The sequence below is a fragment of the Variovorax sp. P4_D9 genome (assembly GCF_056401695.1).
On the sequence record NZ_JBFUIU010000109.1, the window covers coordinates 1 to 17,257 of the forward strand.

A 17,257-nucleotide genomic window follows, 5' to 3' on the forward strand; every position below is an offset into this window, starting at 1 on the left:
CGGCGCGATCGAAGACACCCGCCGCCTTCGCGCCGAGCATCGCGGCCACGCGCTCGGCCTGCCCGCGTTGCTCGGGCGTCGACAGCACCAGGGCACGGCGCGCGCCCAGCGCGTCGATCTCGCGCGCCAGGTGCGCGAGCGATCCGGCGCCGAACACGACGCGCTGCGCATGGCTGGTGTAGATGAAGTCACGCATGGCAGTCAGCGCACGAAGTGCGGCGGGATCTGGGCGTCGACGTTGACCCACACGCTCTTGACCTGCGTGTACTCGCGCATCGCGTCAAAGCCCATCTCGCGCCCGTAGCCGCTCTGGCCGACGCCGCCGAAGGGCGAACCCGGATTCACGCGCTTGTAGCTGTTGATCCAGACCATGCCCGCGTGCAGGTCGCGCGCCACGCGGTGGGCGCGCTGCAGGTTGGTAGTCCAGAGGCCGCTGCCAAGGCCGTAGTCGGTGCCGTTGGCGATTTCCATCGCCTCGTCGTCGTCCTTGAAGGTGAGCACGGTGACGAAGGGGCCGAAGACTTCTTCCTGCGCGACCCGGTCGCGCCAGGATTTCGCCCGCACCACGGTGGGCTGCACATAGCAGCCGCGCGCCAGGTCGCCGCCCGGTGCCGTGCCGCCCGCCAGCAGCTCGCCGCCCTGCTCCTTCGCCACCTCGACGTAGTGCAGCACGCGCTCGCGATGCTGGGCACTCGTGAGCGGACCCATCTCGGTCGCGTCGYCGAGCGGATTGCCGAGCCGGATCGACTGCGCCAGCGGAATGAACTGATCGAGGAAGGCATCGGCGATCTGCTCGTGCAGCATCAGCCGCGAGCCGGCGATGCAGGCCTGGCCCTGGTTGTGGAAGATGGCCCAGGCGCTGCCGTTGATCGCGGCCGGCAGGAACGCGTCCTCGAACACGATGTTGGGACCCTTGCCGCCGAGCTCGAGCTGCACCTTCTTGAGGTTGCCGGCGCTGGCCTGCACCACGCGTCGGCCGGTCGCGGTGCTGCCGGTGAAGGCGACCTTGGCGATCTCCGGATGCTCGGCGATGTACTGCCCGACCACGCTGCCGAGCCCCGGCACCATGTTGACCACGCCGTCGGGCAGCCCGGCCTCGGCCATCAGCTCGACGATCTTGAGCGAGCTCAGCGGCGTGATCTCGGCCGGCTTCATGACGATGCAGTTGCCGGCCGCGAGCGCCGGCGCCATCTTCCAGCTGGTGAACATGAGCGGGAAGTTCCACGGCACGATCTGGCCCACGACACCGACCGGCTCGCGCAGCGTGTAGTTGAGGAAGCCGGCCTCAACCGGAATGGTCTCGCCCTGGAACTTGTCGGCCATGCCGCCGAAGTAGCGGAAGCAGGCCGCGGTGCGCGGCACGTCGAGGTTGCGCGAATCGCGGATCGGATGGCCAGTGTCGAGCGATTCGAGCCGCGCGAGTTCTTCGCCGTTGGCCTCGATCAGGTCGGCCAGCCTGAGCAGGATGCGCCCGCGATCGGCAGCCGCCATGCGGCTCCATGCCGGGAAGGCGCGCTTCGCCGCCGCCACGGCCTTGTCGACATCGGCCTTGCCGGCCAGCGCCACGTCGGCGATGGTCGTGTTGTCGTGCGGGTTCAGCGTCGCCAGCGTCTCGCCCGACTCGGCCTCGACGAAGCGCCCGTCGATGAAGAGCTGGCGCCGGATCGGCGTCTTCAGGCCGGCGGCCTGCTGGATGTCTGCGAGGGTCATGGACGGCCTCCGTGCCGTGTCGATGGGAGATTCATTCGGTCCTGCCCGCCAGCCAGGGGTAGCGGGCCGTGTCCTTGCCCGCGTAGTCCGGGTCCAGGTAGATGAAGCATCGCTGGATCAGCCAGTCGCGGACCTCGAAGACATCGCACCAGCGGCCCGCGCCCCATTCGGGCACGCCGGCACGCCAAGGGCCGTCCGCGTGCTCGCCGTGGCTGGTGCCTTCGCAGGCGAACAGATCGGAGCCCGAGAAGATCCAGTTGAAGCCCGCGTAGTCGTGGCGGATGGACTTGCCCCGGCTGCCGACTTCGCCGAACAGCTTGCCGATCTCCTCCTTGCCGGTCGCCAGCCCCCACTTGGGGAAGTAGACCTGCGCGTCGTCGGCGAACAGGTCGAGGATCGAGCCGCCGGTCGAGGTGACGCCGCCGTTGTCGTAGGCCTTGAGGTATTCGAGGGCCACCGACTTGCGTTGCTCGTCGGTCATGGTTTGACGGGTGAGGGCCATGGTGAGTCTCCTTCATTCACTTGAGCGATTGCACGTATTCGACGAGCGCTGCGCGCTTCTTCGGGTCGTCCTGGAAATAGACCATCGTGTTGCTCGGCGCGACGGCCTGCGTATCGGTCAGCCAGCGTTCGAGCAAGGCACGGTCCCAGGTCTTGCCCTTCATCGCTTCGACGTACTGCTTCGAGTACGCGAAGCCCGGACTGCTCGCGGCTTGGCGGCCCAGCAGTCCGAACAGGTTGGGCCCGACGCCGTTCGGCTCCCCCTTGCCGAAGGTATGGCACTGGGTGCAACTGGTCTTGGCGAGCCGCTCGCCGGCCGACTGCGCCTGGGAAGGGGCTGCGCCGACGCACAGCAGCGCGAGCATCAGGAAGGGGGCGAGCGAGGGTTTCACAGGGCGCTCCTTCCCTCGTCATTCGCCGCATTCGCGGCGCGGTACGAGAACGCGATGATCGGCCCCAGCGTCGCGCCGCCCGCCCAGTAGGCGCGTCCCGATGCGGAGGCGACGCAGTTGCCGACGCCATAGAGGCCGGGTATCGGCTGGTTCCGGGCGTCGAGCACGCGGCCGTGCGTGTCGGTCTTCGGTCCGCCCTTGGTGTCGAGCGTGCCCGATACGACCAGGGCTGCGTAGTACGGACCGGTATCGGCAAGAGGCCACATCGTGGCATTGGCCCTGCCGGGCTCTTCCTTCACGTCGCCATTGAAGAGCTGTTCGACGAGCCGCTCCCCGCGCTTGAAGTCGAGGTCCTTGCCGGTCTTCGCGAATCCGTTGAAGCGCGCGATCGACGCCTCCAAGTTGGGCAGGAAGTCCGCCGACAGCCTCGCGCCACCGGTCACGCCGGTGTATTTGGCGAGGCGCTCGTCGATCGCGCGGGCCAGTTCGGCAAGCGTGCCGCCCTTGATCACATGCCGATCGTCGGTGCCCGGCGGCACGATCAAGCGGCCGTACTCGGCACTGGCCGAATGATGCTGCGAGCGCTGGTCCCAGACCGCGATGCGGACCAGGTTGGGGTACTCGGCCTTGGCGCCGTCCCACTCGAAGAAGGTCTGCGCAAGTTCGTTGTATTGCAGCTTCTCGTTGACGTTGCGACGCCCGTACTTGTTGACGAACAGCATCGAATCGCCCGCGACCGAGAACATGCCTGACATCGAACCGTCCCTGGCGACCGCCTTCTCGAGCGGAATCGGGCAGCTCCAGGCGTAGTTCATGTTGCGCAGCTGGGCGCCCAGCGCGCCGGCCATCAGAACGAAGTCGCCTTCGTTGCTCGGCGCCGCGCAGCCGCCATAGATCGGGCCATTGAGGAAGTTCTTGCGCAGTTCGACGTTGTGCGTGAAGCCGCCGGTCGCGAAGATCACTGCCTTTTTCGCCCGCAGTCGCACGGTCGCACCCAACTCGTCCTCGGCCTCGACGCCGATCACGCGGCCTGCCGGGTTCTGCAGGATCTTGCGCACCCGGATGCCGGTGCGGATCGGTATGCCCTCCTGCCGCGCCTTGGTGGACAGGGTGCGGACGGCGACCAGGCCGCCGTCGGCCATGCTGGGAATCGCCCCCGCCGGCACCAGCACCCRCCCTTTGGGCGCCTTGTCCTCYGGCAGTTCGGCGAAGTAGTCCGGAACATCGGCGACGTGGCGGTACGGCAGTGCGCCCTTGGCGGCCAGCAGTTCGGCGGCCGGAGAAGCGCTGTCGTAGATGGCCTCGCACATGTCGTATTCCCATTGCGTGAGACCGAAGCGCGGATGCGCCGGGTCATAGCCCTGCGGGTTCGACAGGCGGGCCACGTACTTGAGGAAGTCGGGCTTCGGATCTGCGATGCCGGCCTTCTTCATCGCTTCGTTGTTGGGCACCCAGTACCAGAACGCCGCCTTCGCGGTCGTGCCGCCGATGCTGCCGGCCTTCTCGAGGATGACGGCGCTGTTGCCCAGCCAGCGCGCGAACAGCGCCGAGGCCAGGCCGCCGCAGCCGCTGCCGCAGACCACGACGTCGTAAGTGCCGTCGAATGTCAGTGCGGCCTCGGCCTGCTGGGCCGTCAGGCCGAGGGTCGCGGCCGCGACGGCCGCCGAGCCTGCGCCGGCTTGTTGAATGAAGCGGCGGCGCGAAGCTGCGCCGGCACCGGACCGGATTGGGTCTGCCATGAAGATGTCTCCTTCTCGATGTGCCGCGCGGCCTCGCCGCGCGGCACCGGGATGCGCCTTAGAACTGGACCGGGATCTCGGGGCTCTCGCCCTTCTGGATCTCGTAGACGAGGCTGGGCGAGCCGTTCTCCCAGACCAGCAGCATCGAACGCTTCGGGCTGAAGCCCTGGTGCCGGCAGTAGGCCGGCATGGCGGCCATGTCGCCGGCCTTCATGATCACGCGCGCCATCGGCCGGCCGGTGTTCTTGTCGCCGCAGTCCCAGTGAATCTCGTCGGTCATCTGGAAGAACCACTCGACACGGTCGTTGCCGTGGATGATCGGCAGGATGTGCTCTTCGGTGGTCGGGCACATGTAGCTGTGCTTGACGACCGAGGTGAAGCTCGGGTTCCAGGTCACCTGCGAGCGGCTCAGGAAGCCGAACAGATTGAAGGCGTGCACCTCGTTCTCAAAGCCGGGCTCGGGGTGCAGCTCGGGCTGCGCCTGGTCGACATCGGCGAAGGCCCGGTTGACCGGCGCGCCGCGGGCATCGCTGCGCAGGTCGAGGTCGCCCTTGAGGCCGACGCAGCGCGTGGCGAGTTCACGGGCCCGCGTGATCTTGGCGGTGTTGTTGCCCTTCTTGCGGCCGTAGGGCGAGCCGGTTTCCTGCGGCGCCGAGAACGGATCGAAGCTCTCGTTGGTCCAGTCGTCGAGCATGGCCTCGAAGGTGGCGCGGATCTGGGCGGTCGGGAAGTTCTCCAGCAGGTCGATGCCGGCGTCCTTCATGGTGCCGTTGAAGCTGCCGGCATAGAGGTCGACCGACTGGTAGTGGTTCACCGTGCCGACCACGTCGTCGAAATTGACCCAACCGTAGAAGAAGCCCCAGGCGACGTCGCGCATCAGGGCGCGCAGGTAGTTGCCGACGTCCATCGTGTGGCTCATCGGCCGGCCGTCGCGGGTCTTCCAGGTGATGTGGGCGAAATATTCGTCGCGGCGGAAGCCGAAGCTGCCGAGCGAGAAATCCTTGTAGCCGAGCGTGGCGTCGGGCTGCGACGCGATGACCTTGGCGAGTTCTGCGGGTGCGTTCATGGTGCTGCTCCTCGGTGGCTCAGTGCGACTGGCAGATGTCTGCCCACTTCTCGACGGACAGATCGCCCTTGCAGGTCTGCAAGACGATCACGCCTGGTTCTCCGGCGGTTCGGAACTGGTAGGCGGTGTTCTTCGGCAGCAGGCCCTGGTGGCCGCGCGAGAGCTTCATCCAGCCCATCCTGGGGCCCTTCGGTTCGCCCTTGACGAGCACCGCGCCGTTCTTGTTCTCATCGGCCACCGTCTGGCTGGGATCGAGCTTGACAAGGTGGACCTCCACCTCGCCATCCATCACCAGCGCGAATTCGTCGTGGGCGCTGGTGTACCAGGGCGAAGTGCCCTCGGCGCGCAGCGTCTCCAGCACGTAGATCTGGTTCTGGCCGAACACCACCTTCTCGTAAGGCTTGCTCCGGCTCGCGATGTCGAAGCAGTTCGACATCGCGTAGTGGCGGACGTCGTCGTCGATCGGCTCGACGTGGCCTTTCTCGAAGTGCTTCAGCGACCCGAAGCGGGTCTGGTAGGTAGCGGTCATGGTTTGTCTCCTCTGGTGCCGAACAGTGCAGCGATGGGCTGCGGTGTCTGCACTTTAGGAAACGGGAGGCGGCTCCGGTAGGCCCTAAATCCGGGCCGCATTGTTCGGCAAATCCGTTCAATGCGCAGGGTTTACCCGCGTTCGTCAGGCGTCCGCGATCAGCCCGGCCGGCAGCAAGCCTCGCTCGATCATTGCCGCATCCCACGGCGGCACCTTCGCGAAGGCCGCCGTGAGGTGCTCGATGAAGAGCCTGAGCTTGAAGGCGTTGCGCGAGGTTCCCGCATAGACCGCGCTGAGCGAGAACGATGACAGCTGGTGCTCCGGCAGCACCACCTGCAGCTCGCCGCGCAGGATCGAGTCGCCGGCCACCAGCGTCGGCAGGCAGACGATGCCGGCGTGCTCCATCGCGTACTCGCGCAGCAGGTGCACGCTGTTGGTCAGCAGGGCGGCGCTCATGTACAGGGTCACCTGCTCGCCGGCGTTGTGGAAGGTCCAGCGGTCGCGCGTCGGGTAGCCCGAATAGAGACCCAGCGTGTGCTTGTGCAATTCGCGCGGACTGGTGGGCGTGCCATGCGCGCGCAGGTACTCGGGCGTGGCGCAGAACACCCGTCGCACCGGGAACAGCGGCCGCGACACCAGTTCGGTGGACGCGGCCGGAAAGATCTGCAGTGCGCAATCCACGCCGGCCTTGACCGGGTCGACCACCGCATCGCTGACGATCAGCTCCAGGTGGATGTCCGGAAAGCTGACCTGGAAGGCCCGCAGCAGGGTCGCGAAATGGCCCAGCACGAAGCCGGTCAATGCATGGACGCGCAAGGTGCCGGTGGGCCCTGCCTTGGCATCGCGCATCTGGTCCATGATGTCGTTGGCCCGGCCGACYAACTCGGTGCAGTCGCGCAGGAAGGCCTGGCCGACATCGCTGAGCCGCACCACGCGCGTGCTGCGGTGGAACAGCGGGGCGCCGACATGGTCCTCGAGCTGCTTCACGCGGCTGGTCACGACCGACTTCGACACCCGCATCTGCCGCGCGGCCTCGGCAAAGCTCTGGGTGTCGGCGACGCGGACGAATGTCTCGATGTTTTCCAGGCGGTCCATGGCTTCGCAATGTAGCGGCCCGGCGGCCGATCCGTTGGGGCGGTGCTAATCTTGGCGCATGTTCAATCCCTCCCAAGAGGAAGTGCGTCGTTTCTTCTGCGACGTCTTCGCCAAGAGTCGCCGCCGCGAGCCGATGGAAGCGCTCGAGATCATCGCCAGCCGCTGGATCGACGAGCACCCCGAATACCATGCCGACCTGGCCGACGCCGACGCCGCGGTGGCGCGCGTCTACGACGGCAAGGATGGGCGCGAAAACCCCTTCCTGCACCTGTCGATGCACCTGTCGATCAGCGAGCAGTGCTCGATCGACCAGCCACGCGGCATCCGCCAGGCGGTCGAGCTGCTGGCAGCCCGCCGCGACTCGCTGCTCGACGCCCACCACGAGGCCATGGAATGCCTGGGCCAGATGATGTGGGAAAGCCAGCGCGCCGGCCGGCCGCCCGACGGCGAGGCCTATGTAGCCTGCGTCCAGCGCCGAGCAACTCGAGACTGACCCCGCCACACTAGAAAGGAAAGCACAAAGCCCGCTGAGGGCGGGCTTTGTCAGGGGGCGGAAGGCGGTCAGTCGGCGTGATGGAAGCGCGACTCCGGCACCGTCTTCAGTTCGCCGGGCAGCGAGCTGATGTAGGTGGCGAGTTCCTTGAGTTCGGGGTTGCTGTACTTCTTGGCCTGGCCGCTCATCACGCCGTTGGAACGGCCAAGCGTCGCGTGGCTCTGGGACTTGTACGACTTCAGCGCGACAAAGAGGTAGTCGGCGTATTGGCCCGCGAGCTTCGGCACGGTACCGTCGTTCGGGGTGTTGAAGTTGGCGCCATGGCACTTGGTGCAGGCGTTGTCCTTGTCGCGCGAGATCAGCGCCTGGACGGTGTCGCTGGGCGCGGGGGCGGTGGCCGGCGGGGCGTCGCCCTCGTTCAGGCCGAGCTGGCTGTAGTAGGCGCCGAGATCGGCGATGTCCTGCTCGCTCAGCGAGTCGGCGATGGCGCGCATGGTCGGGTGCTTGCGCTCGCCACCCTTGTACTGCGTGAGAGCCGACACGATGTAGCTGGCGCTCTGGCCGGCGATCTTCGGCACCTTGTGGATTTCCGGGAAACTGGCCTGGTAACCAATGATGCCGTGGCACCCGACGCACATGGCGGTCTTCTTGGCGCCAGCCTCAGCGTTGCCGGTGATCTTCTGGGCCTGGGCCGAGACCGTCACGCAGGCGACAGCGAGGGCAAACATCGTGGTCAACAGCTTGTTCATTTTGCGCGCACAATCTCGTGGAGAATCTTGTTTCAAATCAACATTTGATTATATGGGGGCTCTTTGCAGCCCCTGCGGACGAAGAATCGATGTTGTGTTCTTTCAACTACCCTCCGCTTCAAGCCAATCCATGAAATTCAAGGGTTCAGACAACTACGTTGCCACTCAGGATCTGATGCTCGCGGTCAACGCCGCCATCACGCTCAAGCGCCCGCTGCTGGTCAAGGGCGAGCCCGGCACCGGCAAGACGATGCTGGCCGAGGAAGTGGCCCAGGCCCTCGCGCTCCCGCTGCTGCAGTGGCACATCAAGTCGACCACCAAGGCGCAGCAGGGCCTGTACGAATACGACGCCGTGAGCCGACTGCGCGATTCGCAGCTGGGCGACGAGCGCGTCAAGGACATCCACAACTACATCGTCAGGGGCGTGCTGTGGCAGGCATTCACGGCAGACCAGCCGGTCGCGCTCCTGATCGACGAGATCGACAAGGCCGACATCGAATTCCCGAACGACCTGCTGCGCGAAATCGACCGCATGGAGTTCTACTGCTACGAGACGCGCGAGCTGATCCGCGCCAAGCACCGGCCGGTGGTGTTCATCACCTCCAACAACGAGAAGGAGCTGCCCGACGCCTTCCTGCGCCGCTGCTTCTTCCACTACATCAAGTTCCCCGACCCCGAGACGATGAAGAGCATCGTCGCGGTGCACTTCCCGGGCCTCAAGCAGGAACTGCTGACGGCCGCGATGAAGACTTTCTACGACGTGCGCAACCTGCCCGGCCTCAAGAAGAAGCCGTCAACCTCCGAGCTGCTCGACTGGCTCAAGCTGCTGGTGGCGGAGGACATCCCGCTGGAGGCGCTGCAGAGCAAGGAGGACAAGGTCGCGGTGCCGCCGCTGGTCGGCGCGCTGCTCAAGAACGAGCAGGACGTGACCCTGTTCGAGAAGCTGGTGTTCATGCAGCGCAACAACAGATGAGCGCAGCGCCGAACGGACCCCACAAGCACCCGACAAAGCAGTTGATGCTGCTCGGCGTGGCGCAGGCGGTGCTGTTCATCGCTGGCGCGCTGCTGGGGCGCTGGCTCGGCCTGGCGCTGGGGCTCGACGCCTTTGGTCCGGGCGGCTACTCCAACAACGCGATTTTCGGCATCGCGCTGATTGGCCTCGGCGGCGGCGCGGGTGCCCAGTTGGCGCGCGCCGGGTACACGCGCAAGTACGGCAACCCCAGGAGTTGAGGATGGCATTCGTCGAGCCTGTCACGCTCAAGTCGCGCGGCATCGCGCTGGTGCCGCTGGCGCTGGCCCACGAGGACGGCCTGCGCGCCGCAGCGGCCGACGGCGAGCTCTGGAATATCCGCGTCACCTCGGTGCCCGAACCCGAGAACACGCGCAGCTACATCGAGGCGGCACTCAAGATGCGCGAAGACGGCAACCGCTTCGCCTTCGCGGTCACCGACGAAGCCAGCGGCGCGGTGCTCGGCAGCACCAGCTTCCACGACATCCTGCCGGCCGTGAAGCGGGTCGAGATCGGCTACACCTGGTACGCCAGGCGCTGCCAGCGCACGCACGTCAACACCACCTGCAAGCTGCTGATGCTCACGCACGCCTTCGATGCCTTGGGCTGCCACGTGGTGGGCTGGCGAACAGACAACTTCAACCACGCCTCGCAGCGCGCGATCGAGCGGCTCGGCGCCCGCAAGGACGGCGTGATCCGCGGCCATGCGCTGCGCCGCGACGGCACCATCCGCGACACCGTGATGTACAGCCTGCGCTCGGGCGAATGGCCCGAGGTGCGGGCCCAGCTGCACTACCTGCTGGACAAGCCCCGCGTCCCTTCCTCCCAGGAGTGATTCGCCATGCTGATCGACTTCTTCTACACGCTGCGTTCGGCCAAGCTGCCGGTATCGGTCAAGGAATACCTGACCCTGCTGGAGGCGCTGCAGGCCGATGTGGTCGGCCCGAACTCCGACGGCGCCTACGGCCTCGACGACTTCTACTACCTGTCGCGCACCGCACTGGTCAAGGACGAGAAGCACTACGACAAGTTCGATCGCGCCTTCGCCGCCTACTTCAAGGGCGTCGAGATGCTGGCCGACTTCACCAAGGAAGTGCCGCTCGACTGGCTGCGCAAGACGCTCGAGCGCGAGTTCACGGCCGAGGAAAAGGCCAAGATCGAGAAGATGGGCTGGGACGAGCTCATGGAAACCCTCAAGAAGCGCTTCGAGGAGCAGAAGGAGCGCCATGAGGGCGGCAACAAGTGGATCGGCACCGGCGGCACCTCGCCCTTCGGCCATGGCGGCTACAACCCGCAGGGCGTGCGGATCGGCGGCGCCGGCAAGAACAAGAGCGCGGTCAAGGTCTGGGACCAGCGGGCCTACAAGGACTACGACGACAGCCAGGAACTCGGCACCCGCAACATCAAGATCGCCCTGCGGCGCCTGCGCAAGTTCGCGCGCGAGGGGCATGAAGAAGAGCTGGACCTCGACGACACCATCCATTCGACCGCGGCCAACGCCGGCTACCTCGACATCAAGATGCGGCCCGAGCGCCACAACAACGTCAAGGTGCTGCTGCTGATGGACGTCGGCGGCACCATGGACGAGCACATCCAGCGCGTCGAGGAACTGTTCTCGGCGGTCAAGACCGAGTTCAAGCACCTCGAGTTCTATTACTTCCACAACTGCGTCTACGACTTCATGTGGAAGAACAACCGGCGCCGCTTCTCCGAGAAGTTCGCGACCTGGGACATCATTCGCAAGTACAACAAGGACTACAAGCTGATCTTCGTCGGCGACGCCACGATGAGTCCGTACGAGATCCTGCAGCCGGGTGGCAGCGTCGAGTACAACAACGAGGAAGCCGGCGCCGAATGGATGCAGCGCCTGACCCACGCCTTCCCCAAGTTCGCCTGGATCAACCCCGAGCCGCAGGGCGTCTGGCAGTACCGCCAGAGCATCGCGGTGGTCCAGCAGCTGGTGTCGCACCGGATGTACCCGCTGACGCTGCGCGGGCTGGAAGACGCCATGCGCATGCTGTCCAAGTAGCGTGATTGCTGGGCACGGGACCCCAAAAATAAATTTGGAATCTTTCAGTTACAGCTAACACTTTACGATTCATAATATCCTTCAATCTCTGGAGGGAACCATGGCTGCCCTGTTGTCGCACAAGTTGGAGCTGCCGGTTCACGAGCAACCGCTGCCGCTAGAGGCTTTCCCCCATTTGCTAGCGTCTCCGGGAGACTTCTTCAGCATCCGAGGTGTGCGCCTGCCCTTTGACGAGCTCGTCAATCCTGCGTTTCTCGGCGCCGAGGCGCGCGCGAATCTTCACCGGCAGTTGCTCGATGCCAAGCCCTTTCCCCATCTGGTCATCGACGGCCTCTTCCATCCGGCGCTGCTGGAACTGGTGGCCGAGGAGTTCGACATGCTGTCGGAAACGAGCTGGGCCGATGTCAAGAGCAGGTACGAACTGCTTCGGCGCTCCGGCTTCAACGTCCGGCTCGGCCCGGCCACGCAGCTCTACTTCGACTTGATCAATTCGGGCTGGTTCGGCGATTGGCTGTCGTCGGTCAGCGGCGTTCCCTACCTGCTGCCGGATCCGAAGCTGTTCGGCGGCGGCCTGCACGAATCCAGGACCGGCGCGACCTTCGCGGTGCACCGGGACTTCAATCGCCACCCCCACCTGGGGCTGAAGAACGAGATGGTCTTCATCACCTACCTCAACAAGGGGTGGGATCCCGATTGGGGCTCGGAGCTGGAACTCTGGGACAAGAAGCGCTGTGTCGCGACCGTCCTGCCCGAGTTCGGCCGCACCATCCTGCTGCCGCACGGCGCCAATAGCTACCACGGACACACGAAGGCGCTGCAGGCCCCCGATGGCCGCCCCCGCCGTTCGGTGGCGGCATACTTCTACACAAGCGAACCGGCCGGCAGGCAGCATGGCGTGGAGGCCGGTACCGTCTTTATGCAGAAGTACCGCATCGACCAGGTCAAGGCGCTGGCCCGCATGCTCACCCCGCCGCTGCTCTGGGGACTGGCACGAAAAGCCATCCGGCGCTGAACGAGACGGACCCCGGTCAGGCCCGCGGACGGGCTTGACCATGCTGTCAAAATGCCCGCATGCTTCGGGTGGTTCGATCTCATGCGCCGGCGATGTTGCCGGCGTTTTTGTTTGCAGCCGTTCTCTTGTTGTCAGGTTGCAGTCTGTTGCCCAAGAAGGACGCAGCAGAATCGGACGCGACCCCCGGCGCCGTGGCCAGCGAAGGCCGCTCGGCCGGCAAGGCCTTCACCGTCGATGTCCAGGCGCCCGGCACGGTACGCGAGTACCTCGAACGCCATTTGGAAATCCAGCGCTTTCGCGAAGTCGATGATCTCGGCGCGATCGAGGTCTCGCGGCTGATGGTGGCCGCGGAAGCCAACGCGCGCGAGTTGCTCAACACCCTCGGCTACTTCACGCCCACCCTCACGCTCGAGCTCCGGGACACGCCCGGCGGCAAGGCGCCGCGGGAGGTCCGGATCACGGTCGATCCCGGCCCGGTCACGCGGGTGAGCAATGTCCAGATCGACTTCAGCGGGCCGATCGCCGAAGACCCCCACGCGGAGTCGCAGCGCGACGGCATCCGCACCGGCTGGGCGCTGCGCGCGGGCCAGCCCTTCAGCCAGCAGGCCTGGGAGAACGCCAAGACCGCCGCCCTCCGCACCCTCACGGCGCGGCGCTTCCCAACCGGCAGCGTGCTCACCAGCCAGGCCCAGATCGACGCCGATCGCAGCGAAGCAAAGCTCAGCGCGACCTATGCCTCCGGCCCCGCCTACCGCTTCGGACCGCTGGTGGTGAACGGCAGCCAGCGCTACCCGGCCGACAGCGTGCGCCGGCTGGCGCGCGTGCCCTTCGGCGCCGACTACGACCAGCAGAAGTTGCTCGACGCCCAGCAGCGGCTGGCGAGCAGCGGCTACTTCGACTCGGTGTTCCTGACGCTGGACACCCAGTCCGATCCGCTGGCCGCCCCCGTGATCGCCCAGGTGCGCGAGTCGCCACTGCAGCGCGTGGTGGTCGGCGTCGGCTTCACCACCGACAGCGGCGCGCGCCTGTCGATCGACCACTCGCACAACGACATGCCGCTGCTCGGCTGGCGCGCCGTGTCGAAACTCTCGCTCGACCGCGATAAGCAGTCGCTCGGCACCGAATGGAGCGCGATCCCCGACGACAGCGGCTGGCGCTCCTTCGCCTCGGGCCTGCTGAAGAGCGAAGTCTCGGGCAGCTTCACGGTCGACAGCGGGCGCCTGCGCGGCGGCCGCAGCCAGGCGAGCGATCACATCGACCGAAGCTACTTCCTGCAATACGACTACGCGCAGAACCACGGCTTCAACCCGCCGCCTTCGGCCTCGGCGCTGACCCTCAACTGGGGCTGGACCGGCCGCTACTTCGACAACGCGGCGGCGCCCACGCGCGGCCAGGGCGTCGCGCTCGAGCTGGCTGCCGGCTACACGCTGACGGGGGAGCAGCTGCCCTTCACGCGGACCTATGTGCGCTGGGTGGGCTTCGTCCCGGCCGGCACCGTGAGCAACGCCGATAGGACGCAGAGCCGCAACGCCAGCATCCAGCTGCGCGCCGAGGTTGGCGCAGTGAGCGCTGCCGACCGCGCCCAGATCCCCGCCACACTGAATTTCCTCACCGGCGGCGACACCACGGTGCGCGGCTACGCCTACCGGTCGATCGGCGCGGTCAAGCCCGACAAGCAGGTGATCGCCGGCCGCTACCTCGGCGTCGCCAGCATCGAATGGCAGCGCCCTTTCGTCTACAACGGCCAGTTGACCGCCTGGGAAAGCACCGTGTTCGTCGACGCCGGCGCGGTGGCCGACCGGCCCGCCGAGTTGCAGGCGAAGGTCGGGGTCGGCGTCGGCGCCCGCTGGGCCAGCCCGATCGGGCCGGTGCAGATGGACCTGGCCTACGGGATCGCAGTCCACGCATTCCGCTTCCACCTTCGACTCGGCTTCACTTTCTAGATGACTTCCGAAGACCCAGCCGAAACCATGACCGCAGCACCGGTGCGGCGCTCGCGCGGGCGGCGCGCCTTGCGGGCCCTGGTGTGGAGCGTCACGGGCCTGTTCGCGCTGGTGCTCGTGCTGGGCGCGGGCGCCTGGTGGTGGCTGGGCTCCGACCAGTCGCTGGCCTTCGCGCTGGTGCGCATGGCGCGCTATCTGCCGGCCGGCCAGTCGCTGGAAAGCCGCGACGTCACCGGGTCGCTGCGCGCCGGCGGACGCATCGGCTGGCTGCGCTGGGAGAGCGAGAGCCTGGCGGTCGAGGTGCACGACGCCCGCATCGGCTGGCAGCTGGCGCCGCTGCTTCGGCGCCGGGTGCAGCTCGGCGAGGTGCATGCGGCGCAGGTGGTGATCGAGCCACGCCAAAGTGCGCAAAGCAAGCCGGTCGAGCCACTCGAGCAGATCGTGCTGCCGGTCGAGGTTGAACTGCCCTTCAGGATCGACGACCTGCGCTGGGCCGGGCCACCGGCCCTGCAGGCGACGAAGCTGGAAGGCCACTACCGCTACGGCGACGACCACCATCAGCTCGAGATCTCGGGCGTCGACATCGCCGACGGCCACTACAGCGCCCAGCTGCGCCTGCAGGGGCCGGGCCCGATGGCGATCGACGCCACGCTGAACGGCCGGGTCCGGGCCCTGCTGGCGCAGGATCGCAGCCTCGACGTGCGCGCCGAAGCCAGCTTGAAAGGCACACTGGCCGGCGCCGATGCGCGGCTCGCGGTGGCAGCGGAGCTCCATCCGGTGGACGAGGGCGCCGAGACCCCGATGCAGGCGCAGCTGCAGGCGAACCTGGCACCCTGGCAGCCGCAGCCCGTGATCGACGCCAAGGCCCAACTGCAGAACATCGACCTGGCCCGGCTCTGGCCCGTGGCGCCGGCGACGCTGCTGAGCGGCGAGATCGAGGCCGGCCCGGACCCGGCGGCGACCGCCGGCGAGCAACTCTGGCAGTCCAGCGCGCAGGTGCGCAACGCCCAGCCGGGCCCCTGGGACGAAGCCAGGTTGCCGGTCGAACAGCTCGATGTCCGCGCCCGCTTCGACGGCAGCACCTGGACCTTGCCCGAAGCCAGCGTGCGTGCCGGCGGCGGCCGCATCGACGCCGAAGGCAGCTGGAGCCCGGCACCGGCGCCCTGGAAGGTCAACGCCACCGTGCGCAACGTCAAGCCCGGCGCCCTCCACACCCGGCTCGACGGCGCGCCGGTCAGCGGCCGCATCCAGGCCGAGCAGGCCGGCGACGCACTGCAGTTCGACGTCGCGCTGCAGGCGCAGGGCGGCGCCGGTGCAAGCGGCGAACTGCAGGGCCTGCGCCTGGAGCGTGCGATCGCCAAGGGCCAGTGGCAGGACCAAGTCCTCGACCTCCGCAGCCTCCGGATCGAGGCCCATCGCGCCAGCATCGACGGCCGGCTACAGCTGCGAGTCGATGACGAGGCCGGCAGCGGCCGGCTGAACCTGATCGTGCCGGGCGCCACGGCGCTGATCGACGGCCGCATTGCGCCGGCCGCGGGCAGCGGGGAGATCCAGGCCCAGGTCGAGGATGCGACGGCACTGCAGCGCTGGATCGAGGGGCTGCCCAGTCTCGACGCCGTGTTCGCCGGCAGTACGGTGCAGGGCAGCGCGCGGCTCGACGCCAGCTGGAAGGGCGGCTGGCAGGCAGTCCAGCGTCGGCTGCAGATCGCCAACGAACCGGCCCCGCGCGGTGCGGCCGAGCCCACGCTTCAGGCCACGCTGAGCGTGCCCAAGCTCGAATTGACGCTTCCGCCGTCCGAGCCGGGCCCTTCAAGCACGGTCCAGCTGAACGGCGTTCGCGCCGATGTTGCCGGCAGCCTCGCCCAGGCCACGCTGGAGTTGAAGGGAGAAGCCGTCGCAGGCGGCCGCAAGATCAGCCTCGACGCCCGTGCCAGCGGCGGCATCGAGCGACCGAACCAGTGGAATGCGGCCATCGCCAGCCTGCGCGTGCAGGTGCTCGACACGGCGAAGCCCGACGCCGCGCCGTGGGTGCTGGCGCTCGGTAGTCCCGTCAGTGCCAAGGTGCGCAGGGTCCCGGGCGACAGTCCGCGGCTCGACATCGAAGCCTCCGAGGCGGCGGCGACGCTCAAGGGCCCGTCACCCGGCACGGTAAAGATCGACTGGCAGCCGCTGCGCTTCAGCCGCACCGGCACCGAGGCGCGGAGCGCCTTCCGGCTGCAGTCCAAGGGCCGGCTGCAGGACTTGCCGATGGCTTGGGCGGAACTGCTGGGCAACGGCAACACGCTGGCGCAAGTCGGCTTCAGCGGCGACCTGATGTTCAACGGCGAGTGGGACATCGACGCCGGCGACACGCTGCGCGCCAAGGCGCGTCTGGTGCGCGAAAGCGGCGACCTGCGGGTGCAGGCCGGCGAGGCCGCACTGGTGACGCGCATCAAGAGCCACGGCACCGGCACCGCCAGCGAACGCACCATGGACGCAGCCGCCGGCACCGGCACCAGCACGCCGGCCGGCCTGCGCCGCGCCGAGCTCGCGCTCGACGCTGAGGGCGACACCGTGCGCGCCAACCTGGCCTGGGACAGCGAGCGGGCCGGCGAGATCCGGGTGGCGGCCAGCACGCGGGTGCAGCAGCGCCAGGGCGGCTGGCAATGGGCCGAAGACGCACCGCTGGCGGGCCGCATCACCGCGCGGATGCCGAATCTGGGCGTCTGGTCGATGCTGGCGCCGCCGGGCTGGCGCATGACCGGCACGCTGGAGGCCGACGCCACCCTGTCCGGCAACCGTGGCGATCCGCGCTGGAGCGGCACCCTGAACGCCGACCAGCTGGCCCTGCGGGCCCTGGTCGAGGGGCTGGACCTGCGCGATGGCCGATTGCGGGCCACGCTCGCCGGCAACCGGGTCGAGATCACCGAATTCACGCTGAAGGGAGGCGCCGGCGCGCAGACCCGCATCCCGGGCCAGAGCGGCAACCTCAGCACCGCGGCCAGCGAGGC

The 17,257-nt window shown here is 67.5% G+C and carries 16 protein-coding genes and 1 pseudogene; 8 read left to right on the forward strand and 9 right to left on the reverse strand.

What is annotated here, in order from left to right; genetic code table 11:
- The 8 genes and pseudogenes from AC1DY5_RS14415 to AC1DY5_RS14450 all read right to left on the reverse strand — a co-directional run.
- Nucleotides 1-196 (reverse strand): annotated as a pseudogene (locus AC1DY5_RS14415) (maleylacetate reductase); the annotation flags it as partial.
- 5 nt (nt 197-201) lie between these two features.
- The gene (locus AC1DY5_RS14420) at nt 202-1,665 is read right to left on the reverse strand and encodes an aldehyde dehydrogenase family protein (RefSeq protein ID WP_478112320.1); all 1,464 of its coding nucleotides are present in this window, start codon (nt 1,663-1,665) and stop codon (nt 202-204) included.
- Between the two features lie 76 nt (nt 1,666-1,741).
- Entirely contained in the window at nt 1,742-2,212 is a 471-nt protein-coding gene (locus tag AC1DY5_RS14425) for a nuclear transport factor 2 family protein (RefSeq protein ID WP_478112294.1), read from the reverse strand.
- A 16-nt stretch (nt 2,213-2,228) separates the two neighbouring features.
- Entirely contained in the window at nt 2,229-2,603 is a 375-nt protein-coding gene (locus AC1DY5_RS14430; RefSeq protein WP_478112296.1) for a c-type cytochrome, read from the reverse strand.
- A complete protein-coding gene (locus AC1DY5_RS14435; protein WP_478112298.1) occupies nt 2,600-4,342 on the reverse strand; it encodes an FAD-dependent oxidoreductase in 1,743 nt (580 codons plus the stop codon). Before AC1DY5_RS14435 ends, AC1DY5_RS14430 begins: the two co-directional genes overlap by 4 nt.
- Before the next feature lie 58 nt (nt 4,343-4,400).
- Nucleotides 4,401-5,408, reverse strand: a complete 1,008-nt coding sequence (locus tag AC1DY5_RS14440) for a hydroxyquinol 1,2-dioxygenase (RefSeq protein WP_478112299.1) — start codon at nt 5,406-5,408, stop codon at nt 4,401-4,403.
- Nucleotides 5,409-5,427: 19 nt separating this feature from the next.
- Nucleotides 5,428-5,937, reverse strand: a complete 510-nt coding sequence (locus tag AC1DY5_RS14445) for a cupin domain-containing protein (protein ID WP_478112301.1) — start codon at nt 5,935-5,937, stop codon at nt 5,428-5,430.
- 144 nt (nt 5,938-6,081) lie between these two features.
- Nucleotides 6,082-7,032 carry a LysR family transcriptional regulator gene (locus AC1DY5_RS14450; protein WP_478112303.1) on the reverse strand — a complete coding sequence of 317 codons (951 nt, stop codon included), beginning with the start codon at nt 7,030-7,032 and terminating at the stop codon, nt 6,082-6,084.
- Nucleotides 7,033-7,090: 58 nt separating this feature from the next.
- On the opposite strand from AC1DY5_RS14450, the gene AC1DY5_RS14455 reads away from it, so the two are divergent.
- Nucleotides 7,091-7,525: a DUF1841 family protein gene (locus AC1DY5_RS14455; RefSeq protein ID WP_478112304.1), complete on the forward strand. Its 435-nt coding sequence runs from the start codon at nt 7,091-7,093 to the stop codon at nt 7,523-7,525.
- Nucleotides 7,526-7,593: 68 nt separating this feature from the next.
- Here AC1DY5_RS14455 and AC1DY5_RS14460 read toward each other — a convergent pair whose 3' ends face one another.
- On the reverse strand, nt 7,594-8,274 hold the full coding sequence (locus AC1DY5_RS14460; RefSeq protein WP_478112306.1) for a c-type cytochrome: 681 nt from the start codon (nt 8,272-8,274) through the stop codon (nt 7,594-7,596).
- Nucleotides 8,275-8,404: 130 nt separating this feature from the next.
- Between AC1DY5_RS14460 and AC1DY5_RS14465 the strand changes: the two genes are divergently transcribed.
- From AC1DY5_RS14465 to AC1DY5_RS14495, 7 genes are all read left to right on the forward strand, one after another.
- On the forward strand, nt 8,405-9,247 hold the full coding sequence (locus AC1DY5_RS14465) for an AAA family ATPase (RefSeq protein WP_478112307.1): 843 nt from the start codon (nt 8,405-8,407) through the stop codon (nt 9,245-9,247).
- Entirely contained in the window at nt 9,244-9,504 is a 261-nt protein-coding gene (locus AC1DY5_RS14470) for a hypothetical protein (RefSeq protein ID WP_478112309.1), read from the forward strand. Before AC1DY5_RS14465 ends, AC1DY5_RS14470 begins: the two co-directional genes overlap by 4 nt.
- Before the next feature lie 2 nt (nt 9,505-9,506).
- A complete protein-coding gene (locus tag AC1DY5_RS14475) occupies nt 9,507-10,118 on the forward strand; it encodes a GNAT family N-acetyltransferase (RefSeq protein ID WP_478112310.1) in 612 nt (203 codons plus the stop codon).
- Between the two features lie 6 nt (nt 10,119-10,124).
- Nucleotides 10,125-11,312 (forward strand): vWA domain-containing protein, encoded by a 1,188-nt coding sequence (locus AC1DY5_RS14480; RefSeq protein ID WP_478112312.1) that lies wholly within the window; start codon nt 10,125-10,127, stop codon nt 11,310-11,312.
- Between the two features lie 100 nt (nt 11,313-11,412).
- Nucleotides 11,413-12,324, forward strand: coding sequence for a 2OG-Fe(II) oxygenase (locus AC1DY5_RS14485; protein ID WP_478112314.1), 912 nt, complete (start codon nt 11,413-11,415; stop codon nt 12,322-12,324).
- Between the two features lie 59 nt (nt 12,325-12,383).
- Nucleotides 12,384-14,267, forward strand: coding sequence for an autotransporter assembly complex protein TamA (locus AC1DY5_RS14490; RefSeq protein WP_478112316.1), 1,884 nt, complete (start codon nt 12,384-12,386; stop codon nt 14,265-14,267).
- 27 nt (nt 14,268-14,294) lie between these two features.
- Nucleotides 14,295-17,257, forward strand: a 2,963-nt coding sequence (locus AC1DY5_RS14495; RefSeq protein WP_478112318.1) for a translocation/assembly module TamB domain-containing protein, incomplete at its 3' end; no start/stop codon positions are given.

Bases quoted from the DNA above. Each gene is read 5' to 3' on its own strand.
- AC1DY5_RS14425 (WP_478112294.1), bottom strand. From the start codon at position 2,212: ATGGCCCTCACCCGTCAAACCATGACCGACGAGCAACGCAAGTCGGTG.
- AC1DY5_RS14440 (WP_478112299.1), bottom strand. From the start codon at position 5,408: ATGAACGCACCCGCAGAACTCGCCAAGGTCATCGCGTCGCAGCCCGAC.
- AC1DY5_RS14445 (WP_478112301.1), bottom strand. From the start codon at position 5,937: ATGACCGCTACCTACCAGACCCGCTTCGGGTCGCTGAAGCACTTCGAG.
- AC1DY5_RS14455 (WP_478112304.1), top strand. From the start codon at position 7,091: ATGTTCAATCCCTCCCAAGAGGAAGTGCGTCGTTTCTTCTGCGACGTC.
- AC1DY5_RS14460 (WP_478112306.1), bottom strand. From the start codon at position 8,274: ATGAACAAGCTGTTGACCACGATGTTTGCCCTCGCTGTCGCCTGCGTG.
- AC1DY5_RS14465 (WP_478112307.1), top strand. From the start codon at position 8,405: ATGAAATTCAAGGGTTCAGACAACTACGTTGCCACTCAGGATCTGATG.
- AC1DY5_RS14470 (WP_478112309.1), top strand. From the start codon at position 9,244: ATGAGCGCAGCGCCGAACGGACCCCACAAGCACCCGACAAAGCAGTTG.
- AC1DY5_RS14475 (WP_478112310.1), top strand. From the start codon at position 9,507: ATGGCATTCGTCGAGCCTGTCACGCTCAAGTCGCGCGGCATCGCGCTG.
- AC1DY5_RS14480 (WP_478112312.1), top strand. From the start codon at position 10,125: ATGCTGATCGACTTCTTCTACACGCTGCGTTCGGCCAAGCTGCCGGTA.
- AC1DY5_RS14485 (WP_478112314.1), top strand. From the start codon at position 11,413: ATGGCTGCCCTGTTGTCGCACAAGTTGGAGCTGCCGGTTCACGAGCAA.
- AC1DY5_RS14490 (WP_478112316.1), top strand. From the start codon at position 12,384: ATGCTTCGGGTGGTTCGATCTCATGCGCCGGCGATGTTGCCGGCGTTT.